We start from the raw sequence: 20411 nt of genomic DNA on the forward strand, positions 1-20411 counted from the left end.
AAGGCGTTACAGCATATTCAAAGGGAGAGGCGTCATGGCCGAGTTTGGCCGTAGGCCTCGTCGAGTGACACCCAGCGCTCCAATGGTCCCTTGCGCGAGGCGTAACGAATCAGCAGCCAGTTTCCCTGCTGATCGAGGACTTCGCAGACATCGCCCACGATCAGGTAGGCCTTGCCGCGGCTGGCGTCGTCCGGGCGTGTGTGGAGGTACAGGCGTGAGGCGGGTACCGTCCAGGTCTGCGCTTGGTCATTGTCGTCGAGCGCGCGGCTGGCGATGACCTTGCCCTGAGGGTCGAGCGTCTTCTCGAATACCGGGAAGAACACCGGGGCGTCGGGATCGTAGTCGTTGCGAACCTGCAGCGTTTTGTACAACCAGGGCGTGCCGGAGGCGTCGAAACGGTAGGCGTCGTAGTACCAACGCGGCCCGCTGCGGCAGTGGCTGTAAAGCGCCCGTTCCTCTGCATTGGGCTGCAACTCCGACAGTTCCGAGCAATTGGCACGCTCCATCAGCGCAGACGGCATCTGCAAGCGCTCGAAGCGGCGCAGTGCTGGGCGGTAGAGATAAACGTGGTAGGCGGAGTTGACCATCCCGACCGATACGCGGATGGCCAGATCGGGGTAGCCATCGAGATCGTAGTCATCGACATCGAAGCTGGGCGCGTCGACTTCGTTGCCTTCGGGAATGCTTAGCTCGAAGCGGCTGCCGTCGGGTTGTTGCAGAAAATAGCGTTCGCCTTGCTGCTGTACCTGGGCATGCAGTCCGGGCTCAGGTTCGAAATGGGGTAGATCGGCCAGGGCCTGCGTAGGTAAAAGCAGCAGGCCCGCGAGGGTGCGATACAGAGGCAAGAGGGCAGTCCTTTGCGGTGACAGGCGCCGTTGCGCGCCTGCACGGGATGGAGTTAACGCGGCAGTTCGATGCGCGTGCTTTCGCCTGGCACCTGCGGCCAGTCGCCAGCGGCCCAGCGTTTGCGCGCCTGGTCGATCAGCTCCGGGGTGGTGGCGACGAAATTCCAGTTGATCCGTCGTGGGCCAATGGGCTCGCCGCCGATCAGGGCCAGGTGGCATTCGCCGCAGGCACTGAGGACGGGTGTTTCACCTGCCGGGATCACGACCATGGTGTGTTTGGGCAGCGCTTCGCCATCGAGTTCCGCTTCGCCGTCGATCAGGTACAGCGCGCGCTCGCTGTGCTCGGCGGGTATCAGCAGATTGGCACCGGCGGTCAGGCGCAGCTCGGCGTACAGGGTCGGTGAACGAACCGGCACTGGCGATTCGAGGCAGAAGCCGTTGCCGGCTATCAAGGTGATCTGTACGCCCATGGCATCGCTGCGCGGCAGCGACTCGGCCGGGTGATGGCTGTAGCTCGGCTCGCACTGCTCGTCGGCCTCTGGCAGCGCCAGCCAGACCTGCAGGCCATGCGCTCGTTTGTCCTGACCTAGTTGTGCGGGCGGCGTGCGCTCGACATGGGCGACGGCGCGCCCTGCGGTCATCCAGCTGACATCGCCAGGGCCCACCACCTGATCGGAGCCCAGGCTGTCCTTGTGCTGCAACTGACCTTCGAACAGGTAGGTGAGGGTGGACAGACCGATGTGCGGGTGCTGGGCGATATTCATGCCGCTGCCGGCGGGGTAGGCGTGCTCGAGCATATGATCGAAGAACACGAAGGGACCGATGCTGCGAAAGCGGGCCGAGGGTAGGGGGCGCAGGATCGGTTGCCCGGAGATGTCTTCTGCGCGCGGGCGAATCAGTTGCAGTTCGCTCATGCCTTGGCTCCCGCCAGGCGGGTTTCGACCTGGATGTCTGTAGTGGTCATCAGCTTGTGGATCGGGCACTTGTCGGCGACGCGCAGCAGTTGCTGGCGCTGCGCCTCGTCCAGTGGGCCCTTGAGCGACAGCTCGACGATCAGGTGGTAGTTGCCTTGGCGTTCTTCGCTGTCGTCACGTTCGACGCTGACGTCGATGCCTTCCAGCGGCAGGCCGCGCTGGCGTGCATAGAGCAGCAGGGTCATGGCTTTGCAGGTGCCGAGCGAGGCGTCGAACAGGTCGTGCGGATCGGGTCCGGCGCCCTCACCACCGAGCTCGGTCGAAACATCGCCGAGGAGCTGGTGCGAGCCGATTTCGATCTGCTGCTGCAGGCCCTTGCTGTTGTGAATGCGGATCATGGCGCTTCCTTGTAGGCGTGACGGCAATTTCCGCCAGCCTAGGCGCTGTTGACGCTCCGGCGCAAGCCGCGTTGCGGCGAGAAAGGGCTCCCGGCGCGGTCGCGGCGAAGCGTCAACAGACCTGGCTCAGGCAGCTCTGTTTACACCAGTGCCGACAAGCGCACATCGGCCCCCAGCACTCGCAGCAGGCGCCCCTGACTGTCGACGATAGGCACCGACACGGTGAAGCAGAAGTCATCGGTCGCCGATGAGCGATAGACCTGGGTGATATGACTCTCCATCCGTTCGGCCACGGCACGGAACCAGGGGCGCTGGCTCCAGTCGCGGCCGCGACAGCTGGCTCCCTCACTGTGCGCCACATCTGCGGCGAAGATATTCTCGGAAATCTGCACGCCGCGGCTATCTACCAGATAGAACAGCTCGAAACGGCTTTCGCGTGCCAGCGTATCGACAAGCAGGCGTTCGGCTGTTGCCACATCGCCGGCCAACTCGGGGCGTGTGGCCAGTTGCTCGATGCTGGCGCGTACGGCTGCGTGGATCTCCAGGCGGAAGTCGCCGAGCCCGGCGAGCAGGCGATCACCATCCTCGCGCACCGCCTGGCTGTGATGCAGCACCTGGCCTGCCTTGCCGAGCAGTTCACCGGCGACCTGGGCGATGTTCTGCACATCGCCATTGATTGAGCGCACCGCCTGGCCTATCTGCTCGGTGCCTGCGGCGATCTGGCCGACCTGAGCGTCGAGACGATTCATGGCCTGGCGCGTGCTGTCCAGCCCAGCGCTGACGGCAATGATGCCGGTGCGGCCGTCGGCCACGGCCTGGTTCATATGCTGACCGGCATCGCCAAGCTGCTGCATGCCCTCGCGAAAACGCTCGATGATGCCGCTGACCTGGCCAGTGGCATCGGTGGTGTGGCCCGCCAGGCGCCGCACTTCTTCAGCGACCACGGCAAAGCCGCGGCCATGCTCGCCGGCGCGAGCGGCTTCGATGGCGGCGTTCAAGGCCAGCAGATTGGTCTGTTGGGAGATGCTGGCGATCACGCCGATGACCTTGCTCACTTCATCGAGTTGCCCGGCCAGTTGCTGGATCACCTGAGCCAGTTGCGCCTCGCTGGCGTCGATTACTTCAACCTGACGCAGCACCGCCTGGCCACTTTCCTGGCACTGATGGAGGGTGGCGGAAACCTCGGCGGACAGGCGCGCGACTTCGCCGGCACCAGGCACCAGTTCGGCATCCAGGGTAGTGGTGACCTGCTCGCTGGCGCTGGCGATCAGTTCCGAGGATTGCGCCAGGGTCTGTCCGCTTTGTTGATTGGCCGCGGCGATGCGCGCCAGTTGCGGCGCGTGCGCGGCGATGCCGACGGCAGCGCCGAGACTGGCGCGAATACGCTGCTGGAGGCTGGCGCTGAAATCGTTCAGGCGCACCATCCACTGGTAGTCCTCCGGGAGTCGAGTTGTGAGGTCGTGCTGTTGGAACAGAGCGTCCAATGCGGCCTCGTCCTTGGCCTTGCGGGCTGGCTTGCGCAGCAACTGCAACATGGTGATTCCCCTGGCTGGTCTGAGTGCAGACACTGCAAGCGAGGTGCCATCATCGACTGACACATCCACGCCCGTCCCAGGCTGTTAGTTAGCTAATAATGTTCTGATTTGGTGCGTGCTTCATGTCCGAGCTCCAGATGAGTGCATTTGCGTGCACAAGGCCAATGAGCCTTCGTAGAACTTGCGTAGCGGACCGGCGGTCTATGCTGCTCGTACCGTCAGGAGGACTCACTTTGCTCACATCTCGAACGATGCTATGGATACTTGCGCTCAGCGCCGTGATTGCCTGCAGCGCCCAGGCCCGCGAATACCGCTACAGCGATGCCCATCTGCACTATGTCGACTTCTTCCAGGAAAGCGCCGGCATGGATGAGTTGCTGGAGAAGATGGCAGAGAACAACGTCGACCATGTGATGTTCTCCGGTATTCCGGTGGCTAAAAAATGGGACGAGGACGAGCCCAAGCGCCCGCGCTATTACGCCGGTGATGACGCCAATGCCTATTGGTACAGTGCCACCGACGTATTCATCGCCGCCGCTTACAAGCGCTTGCCGGCCGAGCAACGCAAACGCTTCCATCCGTTTCTTTCCGGCTTCAACCCCAACGACAAGAACGCCGATGCGCATATCCGCCGTATGCTCGAGCTGGACCCCGGCTTGTGGCAGGGCATCGGCGAGATATTCACCCGTCACGACGACCTCACCGCGCTGATCCATGGCAGTGCGCCGCGCGCCAACAACGAGGCGCTGGCGCGGGTGTTCCACCTGGCTGCCGAATATGACTTGCCGGTGATGCTGCATTCGAACATCACTTCCAAGCGCGAGCGTGAGCCGCTGTTCCTGGAGGAAATCGAGGCACCGCTACGTAATCACCCGCACGTGCGTTTCATCTGGGCGCATGCCGGCACCAGTGCCGAGATTCATCGTCATCAGGAGAAACTCGACTTCCTCCTGGACACGGTCGAACGCATGCTCGGCCAATACCCCAATCTGTATATCGATCTGTCCTGGACCATGCTGCGTCCCTACCTGTTGGACGAAAACGGCAAACCGGACGCGAAGTGGGTGCACCTGGTCAGCAGTTACCCGGAGCGCTTCATGCTGGGTTCGGACGTGGTCGGCCGCTTTGGCAGCCTGGGCGACTATATGAAGGGCTTCGATCCCTTCCTCGATGCCTTGCCCGAGGACGTGGCGCACAAGGTGGCGCGCGACAATTTCCTTTCCATTCTTCCGCGCAAGGTGCAGGCCGAGCTGGATCGCTAGCCTATCTGTCATCAGGCTGTCATTCGGGCGTCATAGGCTCGCGCTCATCTCAACGAGGAGCGCACCATGCATTACACCCGAATGGCCATGATGGCCGGTCTATGCGCCTGGGCAGGGCTGAGCCAGGCTGATGTCCGCGTCGAAGGACCGGTGGAATACGGCATTTTCAGCAGCCAGTATCAGGACTTCCAGCCCGGCGAGCGGGTGCTGACCCGCAGCAATCAGGATATCGAGCGCACCGAGCAGGTCCCCGCCAAGCTTGGCACCAAGTTCGGCATGCGCTACAGCCTCGCCGGCAAGCGCGAGGGCGATACCCCACTGACATTGCTGTACCTCACCCCGGGTGTGGTCACCGCGGATGGTCAGCGTCATGACAAGTTCGAAGTGCAGCAGAAACTGGTGGTCGGTGCACCGCAGGACGTGATGGCCTTCGAGTTCACCGAACACTACGAAGTGGTGCCCGGCGAATGGCATTTCATCGTCTATCAGGGCGATCGCAAGCTGGCCGAACAGCGTTTCACCGTACGCTGATCAGAGCAAGATGATCGCCCAGGTCAGGGCGATCATCAGCAGGGCGACCATTTGCGCCGAGCTGCCCATGTCCTTGGCCTGTTTGGACAGCGGGTGCAGGTTCAGCGAGATACGGTCGACCACCGCTTCGATGGCGGAATTGAGCAGCTCCACCGCCAGCGCCAACAAAGGCACCAGCACCAGCAGCGCCCGCTCCGCGCGACTGACATCGACCAGGCAGGCCAGCGGTATCAGCACCAGGTTCAACCACACCAGCTGACGGAATGCGGCTTCACCCTGGTAGGCAGCGCGTAGCCCGGCGAGCGAATAGCCGGTGGCGTCGACGATGCGCGTCAGGCCGCGGCGGCCCTTGAAGGATAGGGCGTCAAGATCGGAGCCGTCGTTCATGGCTGCAGCCCACCCCACGGATCGTTCAAGGCTCGCTGGTAAGCCTGGCGCAGGTAGAGCATGTCAGCTTCGGGCATGCTGCCGCCGTGGCGTTGCAACTGGCCGAGATCACGCCGCGAAGCGCTGGCAATACGCCAATGCCGGCGGCTTTTCTCCAGATCCAGCAGGGCAATGTCCACCTCCCCATCGCTGTGCACTTTGACGAACAGATGCTTGGCGTAGCAGCAGCCATGCTGCCATCCACCCAGGTGCAGGCGCGCCAGGGTGACCGCCAGGCGTTGCAGCATGGCCTGGTTGAGCTTGGGGGCATGGGCCTCTTCGTACCACTGTTCCAGGCTGATGAAACCTGGCAAGGCTTCTGTGACCAGCAGCGCCTGCCACTGTCCACTTTGTTTGCGCGCCGAGCAGTAGACGATATTCGGTGTACGGATGCCGAGGCGGGCGAGGGCTCGGTAGGCCTGCAGCTCGCGCAGGATGGTCGGCCGTCCCAACGGATGACGTAGTGAGCGGTAGAGATGCCCGCTCTGGCGCTTGCAATACAGTCGCGGTCGGTTTGTGTCCCAGTGTTGTAGCAGGCACACGCCACTTTCGCCGCCGCGGCGTTGATTGGCGGGTTCGACCCATTCGCCGGGGCTGTGCCACCAGCGGTCGAATTCGGTCGAGGGTAGGGCGGCTAGTGCCTGTTCGCTGAGAATGCCCATCTCAGGCCTCCTTGCGCAGGACGTAGGTGCGCCACATGGCATAGCCGGGCAGGAAGTCAAGGTGGCCGAGAATGCTGAAGCCGGCCTGGTGGAATTCACGTTCTATCGTGCTCCGAGCGACGACGAAGCGATTCTGGTTTTCCGCCGCGCGACCTTGAGCCATTCTGCTGGCCTCCAGACGGCGGCGTTTCCAGGCTTTGTAGTTGCCGTCGACCCACAGCGAGACGATCACCGTATCGCGGCTGACGCGATGAAACTCGCGGAGAATGGCCAGGCGGTGTTCGGCCGATTCGATGTGATGCAGCAGGCGGATGCAGAAGATGCAGTCCACCGCGTTGGCGCCCAGGTCGATATCGAAGGCGGAGGTGCGAAAGCTGTTGACCCGCGCCACCACCTCAGGTGCCTGCGCCGCACGCGCGGTGGCGATCATGTCGGCCGAGTTGTCGGCGGCGAAGATCACCCGGTTCGGCTGCTCGCAGAGCATCGGCCAGAAGCGTCCGGCACCGCAGGGCAGGTCGAGTACCAGGTTCGGCTCATCGGCCATCTGCAACGCACGGCGCGCTACCTGCACGTCGCGCCAGTGCGACAGGCGCCGGGAAAGGCCGTCCTGGTGCTTGTGCAGGTATTGCTGAGCGTGATCGAAATCGTACTTGCGGGAAAAATCCAGCTCGATGGGGCTAGGCTTGGGCATGACGAACGTCCCTTGATGGATACGTTCGTCACCCTAAAGAACCAGGCATCAAGTTCATGTCAAAGGGGCGTGAAAATTTCGTCAAGCGCCGTTGTTCAGTGTCACCCGGAAGCGCGTATGACCCGGTTCGCTCTGCAGGCTGACCTGCCAGCCCTGTTTGGCGCAGATGCGTTTGACCAGCGACAGCCCCAGGCCTAACCCCTCGCCACGTGCCTGGGAGCCGCGAACGAAGGGCTGGAAGATGCGCTCGTGCTGTTCGGCAGGAATGCCGGCACCGCTGTCTTCGATACGGAAGGCGCCCTGTTCGAGGGTTAGACGCACACCGCCGCGCTCGGTGTAGTGCAGGGCATTGCGCAGCAGGTTGGCCATCACCGTGCCGAGAAAGGTGGCGTTGTAACGGCCGTCGTCCTGGCCTTCCACGATCAATTGGAAGTCCAGACCCTTCTCCTTCATCAAGGCGCCCCAGCGGCTTGCTTGCTCATGGGCGATGCTGGCGAGCGTACGGTCGCCGCCGAAGGCTGCCTCGTTGCTCTTGTCCCGCGCCAGTTGCAGGAAGGTCTGCACCAGCTCGCGCATTTCCTCGCTGGCGCGGGCGATGCGCGCCACCTGGTCCTTCTCGCGCGGTCCCAGGGGCGCCTCGGCGAGCAGCTCGCAGGAGGTGGCGATGACCATCAGCGGTGTACGCAGTTCGTGGCTGACATCGCTGGTGAACAACCGCTCGCGCTCCAGGGACTGACGCACCTGGCCCAGGGTGCTGTCGAAGGCAGCGGCCAACTGGCCGATTTCATCATCGGGGTAGTCCGGTGCCAAGGGCGGCGCCAGCGGGTGCAACTGGTCGCGATGGCGCACCTGCTGGGCCAGACGGCTGATTGGCGCCATGACCTTGCGCGCCATCATCAGGCCCAGGCCCCAGGCGGCCACCACCGTCAGCAGGAAACCGGCTAGCACCACGTTGAAGAGGGCATTCTCGCGGGCTTCGAACTCCTGCTGTTCTTGCACCAGCATGTAGGTTTCGCCGTTGATTCTCTGCACGTAGACGTAGAACGCCTCGTCGCCGCTGACCACTTCGTTGAAGCCTTCCTGCAGGCCGGTGTACTGCTCGGGAATCAGGTATTGATCGTGGTAGGAGGAGAAGAACTGCGTGCTGCTGTCCAAACGCGGAGGGCGGCCCTGGCGGATGTCTTCGTTGAGCGTTTCGCCCAGCTCGCGGCTCATTTCCTGGGAAACCAGGTGCTCTTCGATGAAGTGCACCACGCCGACGATGCTCAGCGAGAATAGACCGCTGACCATGGCCGTCATCAATACGAAGGCGATCAGAATCCGCCGTTCGAACGGCTGCTTAGACGGCATCGGCGCTCTCCGCCAGGCGATAACCGACGCCATGGATGGTGTGGAGTAAGGGCGTGGGGAAGGGCTTGTCGAGCACCTGGCGCAGTTGGTGGATGTGACTGCGCAGGCTGTCGCTGTCCGGGCAGTCGTCGCCCCACAGCGATTCTTCCAGCGCCTCGCGGCGCACTACCGCCGGGCTGCGCTGCATGAGGATGGCCAGCAGTTTGAGGCCCAGTGGGTTGAGCTTGAGCGACTGACCGGCGCGGCTGACATGCAGGGTGTCGAGGTCGTAGCTGAGGTCGGCAACCTGCAGCTGGCGTTTGCGACTGCCACGGCTGCGGCGCAGGATCGCCTCGATGCGCGCCACCAGTTCGGACAGCGCGAAGGGCTTGATCAGGTAGTCATCGGCGCCGGCATTGAGCCCCTGCAGACGATCATCCAGGGCATCGCGCGCGGTCAGCATGAGGATGGGAACCTCGCTGCGGCCATCCTCGCGCAGGCGCTTGCACACCTGATAGCCGTCGATGCCGGGCAGCATGATATCCAGCACGATCAGATCGTAATGACCGCTGCTGGCCAGGTGCAGACCGCTCAGGCCGTCCTGCGCGCAGTCGACGGAAAAACCCTTGAGCTGCAGGTAGTCGAGAACGTTGGCGAGGATGTCTCGGTTGTCTTCGATGACCAGAATGCGCATCGCGAGTAATTCCTGGGTTTGACGATTTTTTCACACGGCTTTGACGAGAGGCTCACGGCTCGCCTAGCAGACTGCGGCACGTTCATCCTGCAAGGATCATACGATGCCTCGGCTTCAATACGCGCAACTTCGTTATCTGTCGATCATTCTGCTGGCCTGGTTGGCGGTTTGCAGCGCGTTGCTGCCACTGAGCATAGCCGGGGGCGCGACGATTTCGCCGGCACCCTTGCAGGGCGTACGCCCGGCCAACTGGGCGCAACCCTTGGATACCCGTATCAACCTCTATCGCATGGCGCCCGATCTGTACCGCAGCGCGCTGCCGACGGTGAAAGACTGGCCGCAACTGCAGGCACTCGGTGTTACTACGGTGATCAATTTCTACCAGCGCGGCGACGATCAATGGCTGGTCGACCCGCGCGTCCAGCAGGTTCATCTGCCGCTACGCACGGACCGTATCGACGACACCGACGTCATCGAGGTGCTACGCAGCATCCGCCAGGCTCAGGGGCGCGGCACGGTGCTGATTCACTGTAAGCATGGGCAAAATCGCACCGGGTTGATCGCCGCGTTGTATCGCGTCATCTATCAAAACTGGAGCAAGGAACAGGCCCTGGCAGAGATGGCCGGCGGCGGCTTCGGTGGCGAGGAGCGTATGGGCGACGCCGAACGTTATCTGCGTGACGCCGATATTCCAGCGTTGCGTGAGGCCCTGGCCACTGGCGCCTGCAGCACCAGCCCCTGGGCGATGTGTGCGCTCAAGGATCGGTTGCTGGGGGTGATCGAAGGAGCATGACGCCATGCGCTTCTCTCACGTGCTGGTCAGCGTGCTCGCGCTAGTGAGTCTGTTCGGTTGCCAGAGCCTGCGCGAACAGATGTTGGCGGCCAATTATCCACCGGCCTTCGTCGACGGTTTCGAGGCCGGTTGCAGCAGTGGGCGTTCGGCAGTCGGACCTTTGGGACGATTCGACAAGGACGTACCACGCTATATGGCCGAGCCGCTCTACACCCAGGGCTGGGATGACGGGTTTCGCCAGTGTGAGGACGTGCAGCGCATTGATGACTGGCAGGCGCGAAGAGAGGAGCACTGGCGCGACGATGAATGGCGCCAGCATGTCGACCAGGCGATGGCCAAAGCGCTGCGGCGCTAGATTTTTCGCTTTTCCTTATAAAGTGCGCGGAAATAGCGCCGATAGCACGATGGGATCGGCGCAATCTCACCCGATTCCTAGCCAGGTATGGCCAGGGATGACTCGATTTCTGCGCGCAAAAGGAGTTTCACGACATGTCGCTGCGTAATCTTTCAATCGCTCCACGGGCTGTTTTGGGGTTCGGCCTGGTGGCTTTGCTGGTGTTGCTGCTCGGTTCATTTTCACTGTTCCAGATGACCGAGATGCGCAAGCAGTCGAAGGCTGTCGATCAGGATTGGCTGCCAAGCGTGATGGCACTGGGCGAGGTCAGCCAGGACATACTGCGCCTGCGTGCCGTGACGCTACGGCTGATGCTCAACCGCGAGCCGGAGGAGCTACAGCGCAATCTTCGCTTGGCAGATGATCTGCGCAATGCGCTCAGTACAGCCGATTCATCCTACGAAAAGCTGATTTCCAGCAGCGATGAGCGGGGCCTTTATGAAGGCTTTCGCCGCGCCGAAGCGGCCTACTTGCAGGAGCAGGGCAAGATCGTCGCCTTCGTCCGCCAGGGCAATTTCGACGATGCCATTGTCGTGTCTCGTGGCACGCTCAATCAGCATGCCGATGAAATGACCCGTGCGTTACGCGATCTGTCCGAGCTGAACCGCCAGGGCGCTACCGAGGCGGCTCGCGAAGCCGAGCAGGTGTTCGATTCGGCGCGTACCTGGGTGGTGGTGATGATGGCGCTGGCGGCGCTGGCTACCGTGGTTTTGGCATTGTTACTGACCCGCAGTATCGTCGCGCCGCTGACGGAAGCGGTGCGCCTGGCCGAGGTAGTGGCGTCGGGTGATCTGACCCAGAATATCCACGTCGAAGGTCGCGACGAGCCTGCACAGTTGCTCAATGCGCTAAAAAGCATGCAGCAGAGCCTGCGTAGCACCATTCAGAGCATTTCCGATTCATCCAACCAACTGGCTTCGGCATCCGAGGAACTGCACGCGGTGACCGAGGATTCCACCCGAGGCCTGCATCAGCAGAACACCGAGATCGAGCAGGCCGCTACTGCGGTGAACGAGATGACAGCGGCGGTTGAGGAGGTGGCGCGCAACGCGGTCAGCACGTCCGAGGCGTCGCGCGAGTCGAACGTCACTGCGCAGCAAGGACGTGAGCAGGTGCGCCAGACCGTCGACTCCATTGGTCAACTGGCAGCTGATGTCACCAGCACCTCGGGTGAGGTCGAGCAATTGGCCGAGCGTGTGCACGAGATCAGCAAGGTACTCGACGTGATTCGCTCTATCGCCGAGCAGACCAACTTGCTGGCGCTCAACGCTGCTATCGAGGCCGCGCGGGCTGGCGACGCCGGTCGCGGTTTCGCCGTGGTTGCCGACGAGGTGAGGGCGCTGGCGCATCGCACTCAGCAATCCACCCAGGAAATCGAGCAGATGATCGGCGGCATCCAGAGCGGTACGGATCGTGCCGTCAGCGCCATGCAGAGCAGCAACGGCCGCGCCCGTTCCACGTTGGAGGTGGCCCAGGCCGCCGGTGTTGCGCTGGAGCAGATCACCCAGGCAATTTCCTCGATCAACGAGCGCAACCTGGTGATCGCCAGTGCGTCCGAGGAGCAGGCGCAGGTGGCCCGCGAGGTGGATCGCAACCTGGTCAACATTCGCGATCTGTCGATGCAGACCTCGGCGGGGGCCAACCAGACCAGCGCGGCGAGTCAGGAACTCTCACGCCTGGCGGTCGATCTGAACAATCTGGTGGCGCGCTTCAAGGTTTGAGGCGAGACAGAAACGAAAACGGCACCCGAGGGCGCCGTTTTCTTTACCGCAGCAGCAGTTACTTGCCGGCCCAGCGCTTGAGCACCAGGGTGGCGTTGGTGCCGCCAAAGCCGAAGCTGTTGCTCATCACGGTATCGAGCTTGGCGTTCTCAACGGTGCTGAGCTGGATCGGCATATCAGCCACTTCCGGGTCGAGTTCGTCGATGTTGGCCGATGCGGCGATGAAGTTACCTTCCATCATCAGCATGCAGTAGATCGCTTCCTGCACGCCGGCAGCGCCGAGGCTGTGACCGGACAGGCTCTTGGTTGAACTGATGGCCGGGGCTTTGTCGCCGAACACGGCGCGTACGCCTTTGATTTCCGCAACGTCGCCAACCGGCGTCGAGGTGCCGTGGGTGTTCAGGTAATCGATCGGGGTGTCGACAGTGGCCAGCGCCTGCTGCATGCAGCGGATCGCACCTTCACCGCTCGGAGCGACCATGTCGTAGCCATCGGAGGTCGCGCCGTAGCCGACGATTTCCGCGTAGATCTTGGCGCCACGTGCCAGAGCGTGTTCCAGCTCCTCGACCACGACCATGCCGCCACCGCCGGCGATGACGAAACCGTCACGCTTGGCGTCGTAGGCGCGCGAGGCTTTTTCCGGGGTCTCGTTGTACTGGGTGGAGAGGGCGCCCATGGCGTCGAACAGGCAGCTCTGGCTCCAATGTTCTTCTTCACCGCCGCCGGCGAATACCACGTCCTGCTTGCCCAGCTGGATCTGCTCCATGGCCTGGCCGATGCAGTGTGCGCTGGTGGCGCAGGCCGAGGAGATGGAGAAGTTGACGCCCTTGATCTTGAACGGAGTGGCCAGGCACGCCGATACGGTGCTGCCCATGGTGCGGGTTACACGGTATGGGCCGATGCGCTTGACGCCTTTCTCGCGCAGGGTATCGATGGCTTCCATCTGGTTGACGGTGGAAGCACCACCGGAACCGGCGATCAGACCGGTACGCGGGTTGGAAATCTGCTCTTCGCTGAGACCGGAATCCTTGATCGCCTGCTCCATCGACAGATAGGCGTAGGCCGCAGCATCGCCCATGAAACGGAACAGTTTGCGGTCGATCATTTCTTCCAGGTTCAGGTTGACCGAACCGGAGACATGACTGCGCAGGCCCATTTCGGCGTACGAGGGGTTGAAACGGATGCCTGATTTGCCCGCGCGAAGGCTGCCGGCAACGGCTTCTTTGTCATTGCCCAGGCAGGAAACGATGCCCAGACCGGTGATCACTACACGACGCATGTGCAAGTCCTTCAGAAACTGTCGGTGGAGGTGAACAGGCCGACGCGCAGGCCTTCGGCGCTGTAAATTTCACGGCCGTCGACGGACACGGTGCCATCGGCGATGCCGAGGATCAGCGAGCGGCTGATGGTGCGCTTGATGTGAATGTTGTAGGTGACCTTCTTGGCGGTCGGCAGTACCTGACCGAAGAATTTCACTTCGCCGCTACCCAGGGCGCGGCCGCGGCCGGGGTTGCCTTGCCAGCCGAGGTAGAAGCCGACCAATTGCCACATGGCGTCGAGGCCGAGGCAGCCTGGCATTACCGGGTCGCCCTCGAAATGGCACGCAAAGAACCACAGGTCCGGATTGATATCGAGCTCAGCGACGATTTCGCCCTTGCCGTACTTGCCGCCGGTTTCGCTGATGTGAGCGATGCGATCGATCATCAGCATGTTTGGGGCGGGCAGTTGCGCGTTCCCCGGGCCGAACAGTTCGCCGCGGCTGCAGGCGAGCAGATCTTCCCGGGTGTAGGCGTTTTGTCTTGTCATGCGAGCTCCTCAATTGTCCCCACGCTTCTAAGGCTGGGCGAATCGTCCTGGCCGGCGACGTCTTTCTAAATGTAGGCGTCTGCCGGCAGCCTAGTCATAGACTGTTGCGTTGTGGTGAAAGTCACAGCGCAGTGAGTACAGTTGTACTCTGCTGGTTCTGCATTGTCACATTAGGGTCTGCTCCCGTTTCATTCGCGAGCCGCGTTGCTGCGAGAAATGGCCCCCGGTTAGGCGCAGGACGCCGGTAATGGCCGCCCCTTGCCAAGTCCTGCAACAACAGCGGGGGCCATTTCCCGTGCAACCCGAAGGGCCGGGCCTGTTTTGTCGCGATGCGGCGTTACTCGATGGCTCATTTGGGCGACCAAACTTCGCATCTCGCGCCTTGCCTCGCGACAAAACAGGCTCCGGCGCGACCGCGAATGAAACGGGAGCAGACCCTCGCAGTTTCCCCTTGTAACGCCGGCTTGTCACGGGCGCTACTCGCCTATGGTCGGGGTGGCAGCCAGCGCAGCAGAATGCGTTGCAAGTCTGCTCGTTTGAACGGCTTTGCCAGGTAATCGTTCATTCCCGCTTCCAGGCAGGCTTCGCGGTCACCCTGTAGGGCATTGGCGGTCAGGGCGATGATCGGCACCTGTTGGCACTGCTGGAGCTGACGGATCTGCCGCGTCGCCTCGTAACCGTCCATCAGCGGCAGTCTGCAATCCATCAGGATGGCGGCGTAGTCGTGCTGGCTGCAGTTTTGTACGGCCTGCTGACCATCGCCGACCAGACTGACCTGATAGCCCAGACTGCGCAGCATGGCTTCGATGACCGTCTGGTTGACCGGATTGTCTTCCACCAGCAGCACTGCCTGGCCGTCGCCGCTGCTCAGGCTCTGATTGTCACTGCTTTGTGCCTGCTCGCTGCGGGCCAGAAAGGGTAAAGGTATCTCCAGGGTGAACACCGAGCCTTCGCCCAGTCGGCTTTCCGCGCGCAAGGTGCCGCCCATGCGTTCGGCCAAGGTGCGAGCGATCGGCAGGCCGAGGCCGGTGCCGCCGTAACGGCGGGATATCGAGGTGTCGGCCTGCTGAAAGGCGTCGAACATGTGTTCCAGGCGCTCGTCGTCGATGCCAATACCGCTGTCGCGCACGGCGCAGGTGAACCACAGCACCTGGTCGTCCAGCTGCTGCCAGCGGGTTTGCACAAGAATCTGGCCTTCTTCGGTGAACTTCAGTGCGTTGCCGATCAGGTTGACCAGAATCTGCCGGATGCGAGTGGGGTCACCGTGCACCTCCAACTGCTCCAGGCCTGGCTGGTTTTCCAGCAGCAGTTGCAGGCCGCGTTGCTGAGCGCTGTGCTGGAACACCTGAACCGAGCCCTGCAGCAGCTCCAGCAGGCTGAAGGGGATGGCCTCGAGCTCCAGTGCGCCGCGTTCGATCCGCGAGAAATCGAGAATATCGTTGATCACCTTGAGCAGGTGCTCGGTGGATTCGGTGGCCAGGGCGGCGTATTCAGTCTGCTCGTCAGTCAGGCTGGTGGTTTCCAGCAGTTGCAGCATGCCCAGTACGCCATTCATCGGCGTGCGCAGTTCGTGGCTCATCATCGCCAGGAAGTCGGATTTGGCGCGGTTGGCCTGCTCGGATTCCTCACGCGCCTGGATCAGCTCGGCAATCGCCTGTTGCTGCTCGTGACCGCTCTGCTCGAGGGCGCAGGCGAGGTTGTTGATATGCCGGGCGAGGTCGGTTAGCTCGTCATTACCACGCTCGATCAGCGAAGGGCGATAATCGCCGCTCTGGATGCGTTCCAGAGCTTGGCCCATGGCGCTCAACGGCTGAGCCAGACGCCTGGCCAGGCGCCTGGCGAGGAGAAAGGTCAGCAGCAGCGCCAACAGCGACAGAATCCCGGCCTTTAACAGTATCTCCTGCTGACGCGTATTGAAGGTGTCATTGGACATGCCCACTACCACCCGGCCCAGGTAGCCGTCGCCGAGTGTCTTGCCCAAAGGTGGCAGCGCTTGCGTGCGGGCAGGCTGGCCTTGCAGGCGGATGGGGGCCTGGAACACCTCGACTTGCGGCGTGCTATGGCCTTGTTCTTTGGGGCGTTCGACATACACCAGAATATTGTCGTCACGGTCGCGCACTTCGGCGAAGCGCACGTCGGGGGTGCTCAGGGTGGCACGCAGCAAGCTTTCCAGTGTGTTGAGGTTGTCGTTGAGCACGCCGTATTCGGTGGCCGGCGCCAGTTGATTGGCGATCAGCTGGCCGATATGGCCCTGCTCCAGGCGCAGGTCCTGCAGGCGGGTGAAGGTGAGAAAGCCGGTCAGCAGCAGGGTCAGCAGCAGGGCCGGGCCGACACTGATCAGCTGGGTGCGGGTGTGAATGTTCCAGCCGCGACGCTGGTTCATGGCTCTACCATCCTTGGAAAGCGGCGCTGCTGCCTGACGAGAGGTGCAGGGTGGGGGCAAGGGGCTGCCTGTGGGCACGAATCGTCCTTGGCAATTAACGTCGATCCAGCATGTTAACCGACCCGACGCGCTTTGCCAGCGGCAGGTGTCTGCACTCTGCGGTAATTCTCGTTTGCCCCCCTTAACTGACGGCCAGCGCTGAACTTTTGCCCTGGCCGGGTACTCTCGGCTCCGTATAATGCACGCAGACCGCCATCACCAATGGCCTCATTCGGAAGACCTATGACACAGCCCCAACCCATTGCTGTACTCGGCGGCGGCAGCTTCGGCACCGCTCTGGCCAACCTGCTGGCAGAGAACGGCCAACGCGTCCTGCAATGGATGCGTGACCCCGAGCAGGCCGAGCAGATGCGCCAGAGTGGCGAAAACCCGCGCTACCTGAAGGGCGTCAAGCTGCATAGCGGTATTGAGCCGACCAGTGACCTCAGTGGCGTCCTGCAGCAGGCCGAGCTGGTGCTGGTCGCATTGCCCTCCAGTGCCCTGCGTGATGCCCTGCAACCAGTTGCGTCACTGCTGGCAGGCAAGATGCTGGTCAGCACCACCAAGGGTATCGAGGCCAAGACCTTCAAGCTGATGAGCCAGATTCTCGAAGAGATCGCTCCCGCTGCCCGTATTGGCGTGCTGTCAGGGCCGAACTTGGCCAAGGAAGTGGCTGATCACGCGCTGACCGCGACAGTTATCGCCAGTGAAGACGAAGAGCTGTGCTTGCAGGTACAGCAGGCCTTGCACGGCCGGACCTTCCGCGTCTATGCCAGTGCCGACCGTTTCGGCGTTGAGCTCGGCGGCGCGTTGAAGAACGTCTACGCCATCATGTCCGGCATGGCGGCGGCGCTGGGCATGGGGGAAAACACCAAGAGCATGCTGATCACCCGAGCCCTGGCGGAAATGACCCGTTTCGCGGTCAAGCTGGGGGCCAACCCGATGACCTTTCTCGGCCTGGCTGGCGTCGGCGACCTGATCGTCACCTGTTCGTCACCGAAAAGCCGCAACTATCAGGTCGGCTTCGCCCTGGGCGAAGGTCTCAGCCTGGAAGACGCGGTGCAGCGCCTTGGCGAAGTCGCCGAAGGAGTCAATACGCTCAAGGTGCTCAAGGCCCGCGCTGAAGAACTGGACGTATACATGCCGCTGGTCGCTGGCCTGCATGCCATCCTCTTCGAGGGGCGTACGCTGGCTCAGGTCATCGAATTGCTGATGCTCGGTGAGCCCAAGACCGACGTCGATTTCATCCCCACTGCAGGTTTCTGAACCCCGTAGCCAATCAAGGAGAGTGACTCATGAGCGATGAAAAGCAGGAATTGGCGCGTGAATCGATTCTGTTGCGCATTCTGTGGATGGTGATCTTTCTCATCATCTGGCAGTTGGCCGAGCTGCTGCTCGGCGCCGTGGTGCTGCTGCAGCTTGGTTATCGCCTGTTCTACGATGCGCCGAACGCCAGCTTGCTCGGTTTTGGCGACAGCCTCAGCCAGTACCTGGCGCAGATCGGTCGTTTCGGCACCTTCAATACCGATGAAAAACCCTGGCCGTTCGCCGATTGGCCAACGCCGCGTGCACCTGAAGGCGAAACCGCGCACAGCATTCCCCCTGCGCCGCACCCTGTGCGCGACGAGGAGCCAAAGCTGTGAGGTTATGGCTGCTGCGCCATGGTGAGGCCGAGCCGCAGGCGGCCAGTGATGCTGCGCGCGAGCTCACCGCTCATGGTCGCAAGGAAGTGCAGCAGGCCGCGGCTCAGCTCGCCGGCCGGCCGTTGACTGCCATCGTCGCCAGCCCCTATGTGCGTGCCCAGCAGACTGCCGAGCTGGTGCGCAGCGAGCTGGGGTTCACCGGCAAGATAAACACCGTGACCTGGCTGACGCCCGATAGCGATCCCCGTGAAGCCCTGAAGTATCTCGATGAGCGTGAGCGCGCAGAGGTGCTGCTGGTCAGCCATCAGCCATTGATCGGCGCACTGGGCGGGTTGCTGGTGCACGGTCACCGGCAGGAACCGCTGCCCATGCGCACTGCCAGTCTGGCTGAGCTGGAAGGTGATATCCCGGCTGCCGGGCTGATGGAGCTGTTGGCGCTGATCCACCCCCGCTGATCCTTCGCTCTTGGCGCCGCTTGTGGCGTCACAGCTGCGTCATGCCTGGCTTGTCGCGCTTTGGCGGCAAATGTTCCAGGCGAGAAACATTTCTTAACTTGCACCTCTTTTGTCTGCGTGGAATATTCAACCAAGCAAGTGCTTGGTTGATTCCTACAAAAACAACAAAGGAGGAAGCCCTGTGGCTGATGCAATCCGTTTGCCGCTCGAGCTGTTTTACGAACGTGAAGCAAGGCACCCGAACAAACGCTACATGGTGCAACCTTTGGGGGGCGGCCAGCTGCTGGAACTGAGCTGGGCCGATGTCGGTGAGCAGGCTCGTCGCGCAGCCAGTTGGTTGCGCAGTCGCGAGCTGCCACAGGGTAGCCGCATCGCCATCATCTCCAAGAACTGCGCGCACTGGATCGTTGCCGATCTGGCGATCTGGATGGCGGGCCACGTTTCGGTACCGTTGTATCCCAACCTGACCGCCGACTCCATGCGCCAGGTGCTGGAGCATTCAGAAGCTGCGCTGGCCTTCGTCGGCAAGCTCGATGACTGGGCGTCGATGGCGCCGGGCCTGCCGCAGGGTTTGCCGACAGTCAGCCTGCCGCTGCATCCGCAGGGCAGCTTCGACTACAGCTGGGATGACCTGCAGCGCAGCGCGCCGATCCAGGACGATCCCAAACCCGCAGCCAATCAGCTGGCCACCATCATCTACACCTCCGGCACCACCGGTACGCCCAAGGGCGTGATGCACAACTTCTCCAATTTCGGTTTCGCCGCCAGCAATGCCATCAAGCTGTTCGGTGTGGGCGAGGATGATCGGCTGATCTCCTACCTGCCGCTGTGTCACGTGGCCGAGCGCATGTTCGTCGAGTTAGCGTCCATCTACGCGGGGCAGACGATCTTCTTTGCCGAGAGCCTGGATACCTTTCTGGAGGACCTCAAACGCGCGCGGCCGACCGTGATGTTCGGCGTGCCGCGTATCTGGACCAAGTTCCAGATGGGCGTGTACAGCAAAATGCCGGCGCAGAAGCTCGAGCGTCTGCTGCGGCTGCCAATCATCGGCCATTTCATCGGTCGTAAGGTACTCGCCGGCCTTGGCCTGGACGCCATTCGCTACGCGCTGTCCGGCGCCGCGCCAGTGCCTGAAACACTGCTCAACTGGTATCGCCGCCTGGGTATGGAGATCCAGGAGGTTTATGGCATGACCGAGAACTGTGGTTACTCCCACGTCTGTTTGCCGGGCAAGTTCAAGCAGGGCTGGATTGGCCAGAACAACCCCGGTGTCGAGGTGCGCATCGCCGAAGATGGCGAAGTTCAGGTGCGTAGTGGCGCGACCATGCAAGGTTACTTCAAGGACCCGATGAAGACCGCCGAGACGCTGACTGACGACGGCTTTCTGCGTACCGGGGACAAGGGCGAGCAGGACGCCGAAGGCAACCTGCGTCTTACCGGGCGCATCAAGGAAATCTTCAAGACCAGCAAGGGCAAGTATGTCGCGCCTGCGCCAATCGAGAATCGCATCGGCGAGCACTCGCGTATCGAGCAGGTGTGCGTGGTCGGCGACGGCCTGCCGCAACCCATAGCCCTGTGTGTGCTATCCGATGTGGGGCGTCAGGAAGCGGCCAATGACAGTCGCGATGAGCTTGAAAGCAGCCTCAAGGCCTTGCTCGCCGAGGTCAATGGTCGTCTCGATCATCACGAGCGGCTGCAAGGTCTGGTGCTGGTCAAGGAGGTCTGGGCGGTGGAAAACGGCTTCCTCACTCCAACCCTGAAGATCAAGCGCGCGGTTATCGAAGACACCTACGGCGAGCGTTTCGCCGAATGGCAGCAGCGCAGCGAAGCCGTGCTCTGGCACGATTGAGTATCAGTGGGCCGGGCTGACCGGCCCGGTTTCAACGCACA

General features: G+C 62.3%; 21 protein-coding genes and 1 pseudogene. 9 read left to right on the forward strand and 13 right to left on the reverse strand.

Going from position 1 to position 20411, the window contains the following annotated elements; all coding sequences use genetic code 11:
* Positions 1 to 32 precede the first annotated feature (32 nt).
* From RTH74_RS09035 to RTH74_RS24200, 5 genes and pseudogenes are all read right to left on the reverse strand, one after another.
* Positions 33 to 845 (reverse strand): XAC2610-related protein, encoded by an 813-nt coding sequence (locus tag RTH74_RS09035; protein WP_316914448.1) that lies wholly within the window; start codon positions 843 to 845, stop codon positions 33 to 35.
* A 53-nt stretch (positions 846 to 898) separates the two neighbouring features.
* On the reverse strand, positions 899 to 1759 hold the full coding sequence (locus RTH74_RS09040) for a pirin family protein (RefSeq protein ID WP_316914449.1): 861 nt from the start codon (positions 1757 to 1759) through the stop codon (positions 899 to 901).
* Entirely contained in the window at positions 1756 to 2157 is a 402-nt protein-coding gene (locus tag RTH74_RS09045) for an OsmC family protein (RefSeq protein ID WP_316914450.1), read from the reverse strand. The genes RTH74_RS09040 and RTH74_RS09045 overlap by 4 nt, the downstream gene beginning before the upstream one ends.
* A 140-nt stretch (positions 2158 to 2297) precedes the next feature.
* Positions 2298 to 2843 (reverse strand): PDC sensor domain-containing protein, encoded by a 546-nt coding sequence (locus RTH74_RS24195; RefSeq protein ID WP_420713160.1) that lies wholly within the window; start codon positions 2841 to 2843, stop codon positions 2298 to 2300.
* Positions 2844 to 2861: 18 nt separating this feature from the next.
* Positions 2862 to 3203: pseudogene (locus RTH74_RS24200) on the reverse strand (methyl-accepting chemotaxis protein); the annotation flags it as partial.
* 740 nt (positions 3204 to 3943) lie between these two features.
* Here RTH74_RS24200 and RTH74_RS09055 point away from each other — a divergent pair.
* Complete coding sequence (locus RTH74_RS09055; RefSeq protein WP_316914452.1) at positions 3944 to 4954, forward strand: amidohydrolase family protein; 1011 nt, start codon at positions 3944 to 3946, stop codon at positions 4952 to 4954.
* A 66-nt stretch (positions 4955 to 5020) separates the two neighbouring features.
* Positions 5021 to 5485, forward strand: coding sequence for a DUF3859 domain-containing protein (locus tag RTH74_RS09060; protein WP_316914453.1), 465 nt, complete (start codon positions 5021 to 5023; stop codon positions 5483 to 5485).
* On the opposite strand, the gene RTH74_RS09065 is transcribed toward RTH74_RS09060, so the two are convergent.
* From RTH74_RS09065 to RTH74_RS09085, 5 genes are all read right to left on the reverse strand, one after another.
* The gene (locus RTH74_RS09065) at positions 5486 to 5872 is read right to left on the reverse strand and encodes a diacylglycerol kinase (protein WP_316914454.1); all 387 of its coding nucleotides are present in this window, start codon (positions 5870 to 5872) and stop codon (positions 5486 to 5488) included. It abuts the gene before it with no gap.
* The gene (locus tag RTH74_RS09070) at positions 5869 to 6573 is read right to left on the reverse strand and encodes a lipopolysaccharide kinase InaA family protein (RefSeq protein ID WP_316914455.1); all 705 of its coding nucleotides are present in this window, start codon (positions 6571 to 6573) and stop codon (positions 5869 to 5871) included. Before RTH74_RS09070 ends, RTH74_RS09065 begins: the two co-directional genes overlap by 4 nt.
* A gap of 1 nt (position 6574) precedes the next feature.
* On the reverse strand, positions 6575 to 7264 hold the full coding sequence (locus tag RTH74_RS09075; RefSeq protein WP_125836423.1) for a class I SAM-dependent methyltransferase: 690 nt from the start codon (positions 7262 to 7264) through the stop codon (positions 6575 to 6577).
* 81 nt (positions 7265 to 7345) lie between these two features.
* Entirely contained in the window at positions 7346 to 8614 is a 1269-nt protein-coding gene (locus RTH74_RS09080; RefSeq protein ID WP_179544987.1) for a sensor histidine kinase, read from the reverse strand.
* On the reverse strand, positions 8604 to 9287 hold the full coding sequence (locus RTH74_RS09085) for a response regulator transcription factor (RefSeq protein WP_179544986.1): 684 nt from the start codon (positions 9285 to 9287) through the stop codon (positions 8604 to 8606). Before RTH74_RS09085 ends, RTH74_RS09080 begins: the two co-directional genes overlap by 11 nt.
* Positions 9288 to 9390: 103 nt before the next feature.
* Here RTH74_RS09085 and RTH74_RS09090 point away from each other — a divergent pair, with 103 nt between their 5' ends.
* The 3 genes from RTH74_RS09090 to RTH74_RS09100 all read left to right on the forward strand — a co-directional run bounded on the left by RTH74_RS09090 (position 9391) and on the right by RTH74_RS09100 (position 12195).
* A complete protein-coding gene (locus RTH74_RS09090) occupies positions 9391 to 10080 on the forward strand; it encodes a dual specificity protein phosphatase family protein (RefSeq protein ID WP_316914456.1) in 690 nt (229 codons plus the stop codon).
* 4 nt (positions 10081 to 10084) lie between these two features.
* Complete coding sequence (locus RTH74_RS09095; RefSeq protein WP_316914457.1) at positions 10085 to 10435, forward strand: hypothetical protein; 351 nt, start codon at positions 10085 to 10087, stop codon at positions 10433 to 10435.
* A 134-nt stretch (positions 10436 to 10569) separates the two neighbouring features.
* On the forward strand, positions 10570 to 12195 hold the full coding sequence (locus tag RTH74_RS09100; RefSeq protein WP_316914458.1) for a methyl-accepting chemotaxis protein: 1626 nt from the start codon (positions 10570 to 10572) through the stop codon (positions 12193 to 12195).
* Positions 12196 to 12253: 58 nt separating this feature from the next.
* On the opposite strand, the gene fabB is transcribed toward RTH74_RS09100, so the two are convergent.
* From fabB to RTH74_RS09115, 3 genes are all read right to left on the reverse strand, one after another.
* Positions 12254 to 13474, reverse strand: a complete 1221-nt coding sequence (fabB, locus tag RTH74_RS09105) for a beta-ketoacyl-ACP synthase I (RefSeq protein WP_099523802.1) — start codon at positions 13472 to 13474, stop codon at positions 12254 to 12256.
* 11 nt (positions 13475 to 13485) lie between these two features.
* Positions 13486 to 14001 carry a 3-hydroxyacyl-[acyl-carrier-protein] dehydratase FabA gene (gene fabA, locus RTH74_RS09110; RefSeq protein ID WP_017677144.1) on the reverse strand — a complete coding sequence of 172 codons (516 nt, stop codon included), beginning with the start codon at positions 13999 to 14001 and terminating at the stop codon, positions 13486 to 13488.
* A 484-nt stretch (positions 14002 to 14485) separates the two neighbouring features.
* On the reverse strand, positions 14486 to 16384 hold the full coding sequence (locus RTH74_RS09115) for a response regulator (protein WP_316914459.1): 1899 nt from the start codon (positions 16382 to 16384) through the stop codon (positions 14486 to 14488).
* 282 nt (positions 16385 to 16666) lie between these two features.
* Here RTH74_RS09115 and RTH74_RS09120 point away from each other — a divergent pair, with 282 nt between their 5' ends.
* From RTH74_RS09120 to RTH74_RS09135, 4 genes are all read left to right on the forward strand, one after another.
* The gene (locus tag RTH74_RS09120; protein ID WP_316914460.1) at positions 16667 to 17689 is read left to right on the forward strand and encodes an NAD(P)H-dependent glycerol-3-phosphate dehydrogenase; all 1023 of its coding nucleotides are present in this window, start codon (positions 16667 to 16669) and stop codon (positions 17687 to 17689) included.
* A 29-nt stretch (positions 17690 to 17718) separates the two neighbouring features.
* Positions 17719 to 18066, forward strand: a complete 348-nt coding sequence (locus RTH74_RS09125; RefSeq protein WP_106732157.1) for a DUF4389 domain-containing protein — start codon at positions 17719 to 17721, stop codon at positions 18064 to 18066.
* Positions 18063 to 18521 (forward strand): phosphohistidine phosphatase SixA, encoded by a 459-nt coding sequence (gene sixA, locus RTH74_RS09130; RefSeq protein ID WP_099523813.1) that lies wholly within the window; start codon positions 18063 to 18065, stop codon positions 18519 to 18521. Before RTH74_RS09125 ends, sixA begins: the two co-directional genes overlap by 4 nt.
* A gap of 181 nt (positions 18522 to 18702) precedes the next feature.
* Positions 18703 to 20370, forward strand: coding sequence for an AMP-binding protein (locus RTH74_RS09135; RefSeq protein ID WP_316914461.1), 1668 nt, complete (start codon positions 18703 to 18705; stop codon positions 20368 to 20370).
* Positions 20371 to 20411 lie beyond the last annotated feature (41 nt).

The organism is Pseudomonas sp. zfem001, from assembly GCF_032621725.1.
Lineage (GTDB): Bacteria > Pseudomonadota > Gammaproteobacteria > Pseudomonadales > Pseudomonadaceae > Aquipseudomonas > Aquipseudomonas sediminis.

What these genes read in the sequence shown, in the direction of transcription:
- RTH74_RS09040 (WP_316914449.1), bottom strand. Translation starts at nt 1,759, where the DNA reads ATGAGCGAACTGCAACTGATTCGCCCGCGCGCAGAAGACATCTCCGGG.
- RTH74_RS09070 (WP_316914455.1), bottom strand. Translation starts at nt 6,573, where the DNA reads ATGGGCATTCTCAGCGAACAGGCACTAGCCGCCCTACCCTCGACCGAA.
- RTH74_RS09080 (WP_179544987.1), bottom strand. Translation starts at nt 8,614, where the DNA reads ATGCCGTCTAAGCAGCCGTTCGAACGGCGGATTCTGATCGCCTTCGTA.
- RTH74_RS09120 (WP_316914460.1), top strand. Translation starts at nt 16,667, where the DNA reads ATGACACAGCCCCAACCCATTGCTGTACTCGGCGGCGGCAGCTTCGGC.
- RTH74_RS09085 (WP_179544986.1), bottom strand. Translation starts at nt 9,287, where the DNA reads ATGCGCATTCTGGTCATCGAAGACAACCGAGACATCCTCGCCAACGTT.
- fabB (WP_099523802.1), bottom strand. Translation starts at nt 13,474, where the DNA reads ATGCGTCGTGTAGTGATCACCGGTCTGGGCATCGTTTCCTGCCTGGGC.
- RTH74_RS09125 (WP_106732157.1), top strand. Translation starts at nt 17,719, where the DNA reads ATGAGCGATGAAAAGCAGGAATTGGCGCGTGAATCGATTCTGTTGCGC.
- RTH74_RS09090 (WP_316914456.1), top strand. Translation starts at nt 9,391, where the DNA reads ATGCCTCGGCTTCAATACGCGCAACTTCGTTATCTGTCGATCATTCTG.
- RTH74_RS09045 (WP_316914450.1), bottom strand. Translation starts at nt 2,157, where the DNA reads ATGATCCGCATTCACAACAGCAAGGGCCTGCAGCAGCAGATCGAAATC.
- fabA (WP_017677144.1), bottom strand. Translation starts at nt 14,001, where the DNA reads ATGACAAGACAAAACGCCTACACCCGGGAAGATCTGCTCGCCTGCAGC.
- RTH74_RS09095 (WP_316914457.1), top strand. Translation starts at nt 10,085, where the DNA reads ATGCGCTTCTCTCACGTGCTGGTCAGCGTGCTCGCGCTAGTGAGTCTG.
- RTH74_RS09065 (WP_316914454.1), bottom strand. Translation starts at nt 5,872, where the DNA reads ATGAACGACGGCTCCGATCTTGACGCCCTATCCTTCAAGGGCCGCCGC.
- RTH74_RS09075 (WP_125836423.1), bottom strand. Translation starts at nt 7,264, where the DNA reads ATGCCCAAGCCTAGCCCCATCGAGCTGGATTTTTCCCGCAAGTACGAT.
- RTH74_RS09100 (WP_316914458.1), top strand. Translation starts at nt 10,570, where the DNA reads ATGTCGCTGCGTAATCTTTCAATCGCTCCACGGGCTGTTTTGGGGTTC.
- RTH74_RS09060 (WP_316914453.1), top strand. Translation starts at nt 5,021, where the DNA reads ATGCATTACACCCGAATGGCCATGATGGCCGGTCTATGCGCCTGGGCA.
- RTH74_RS09115 (WP_316914459.1), bottom strand. Translation starts at nt 16,384, where the DNA reads ATGAACCAGCGTCGCGGCTGGAACATTCACACCCGCACCCAGCTGATC.
- RTH74_RS09055 (WP_316914452.1), top strand. Translation starts at nt 3,944, where the DNA reads ATGCTATGGATACTTGCGCTCAGCGCCGTGATTGCCTGCAGCGCCCAG.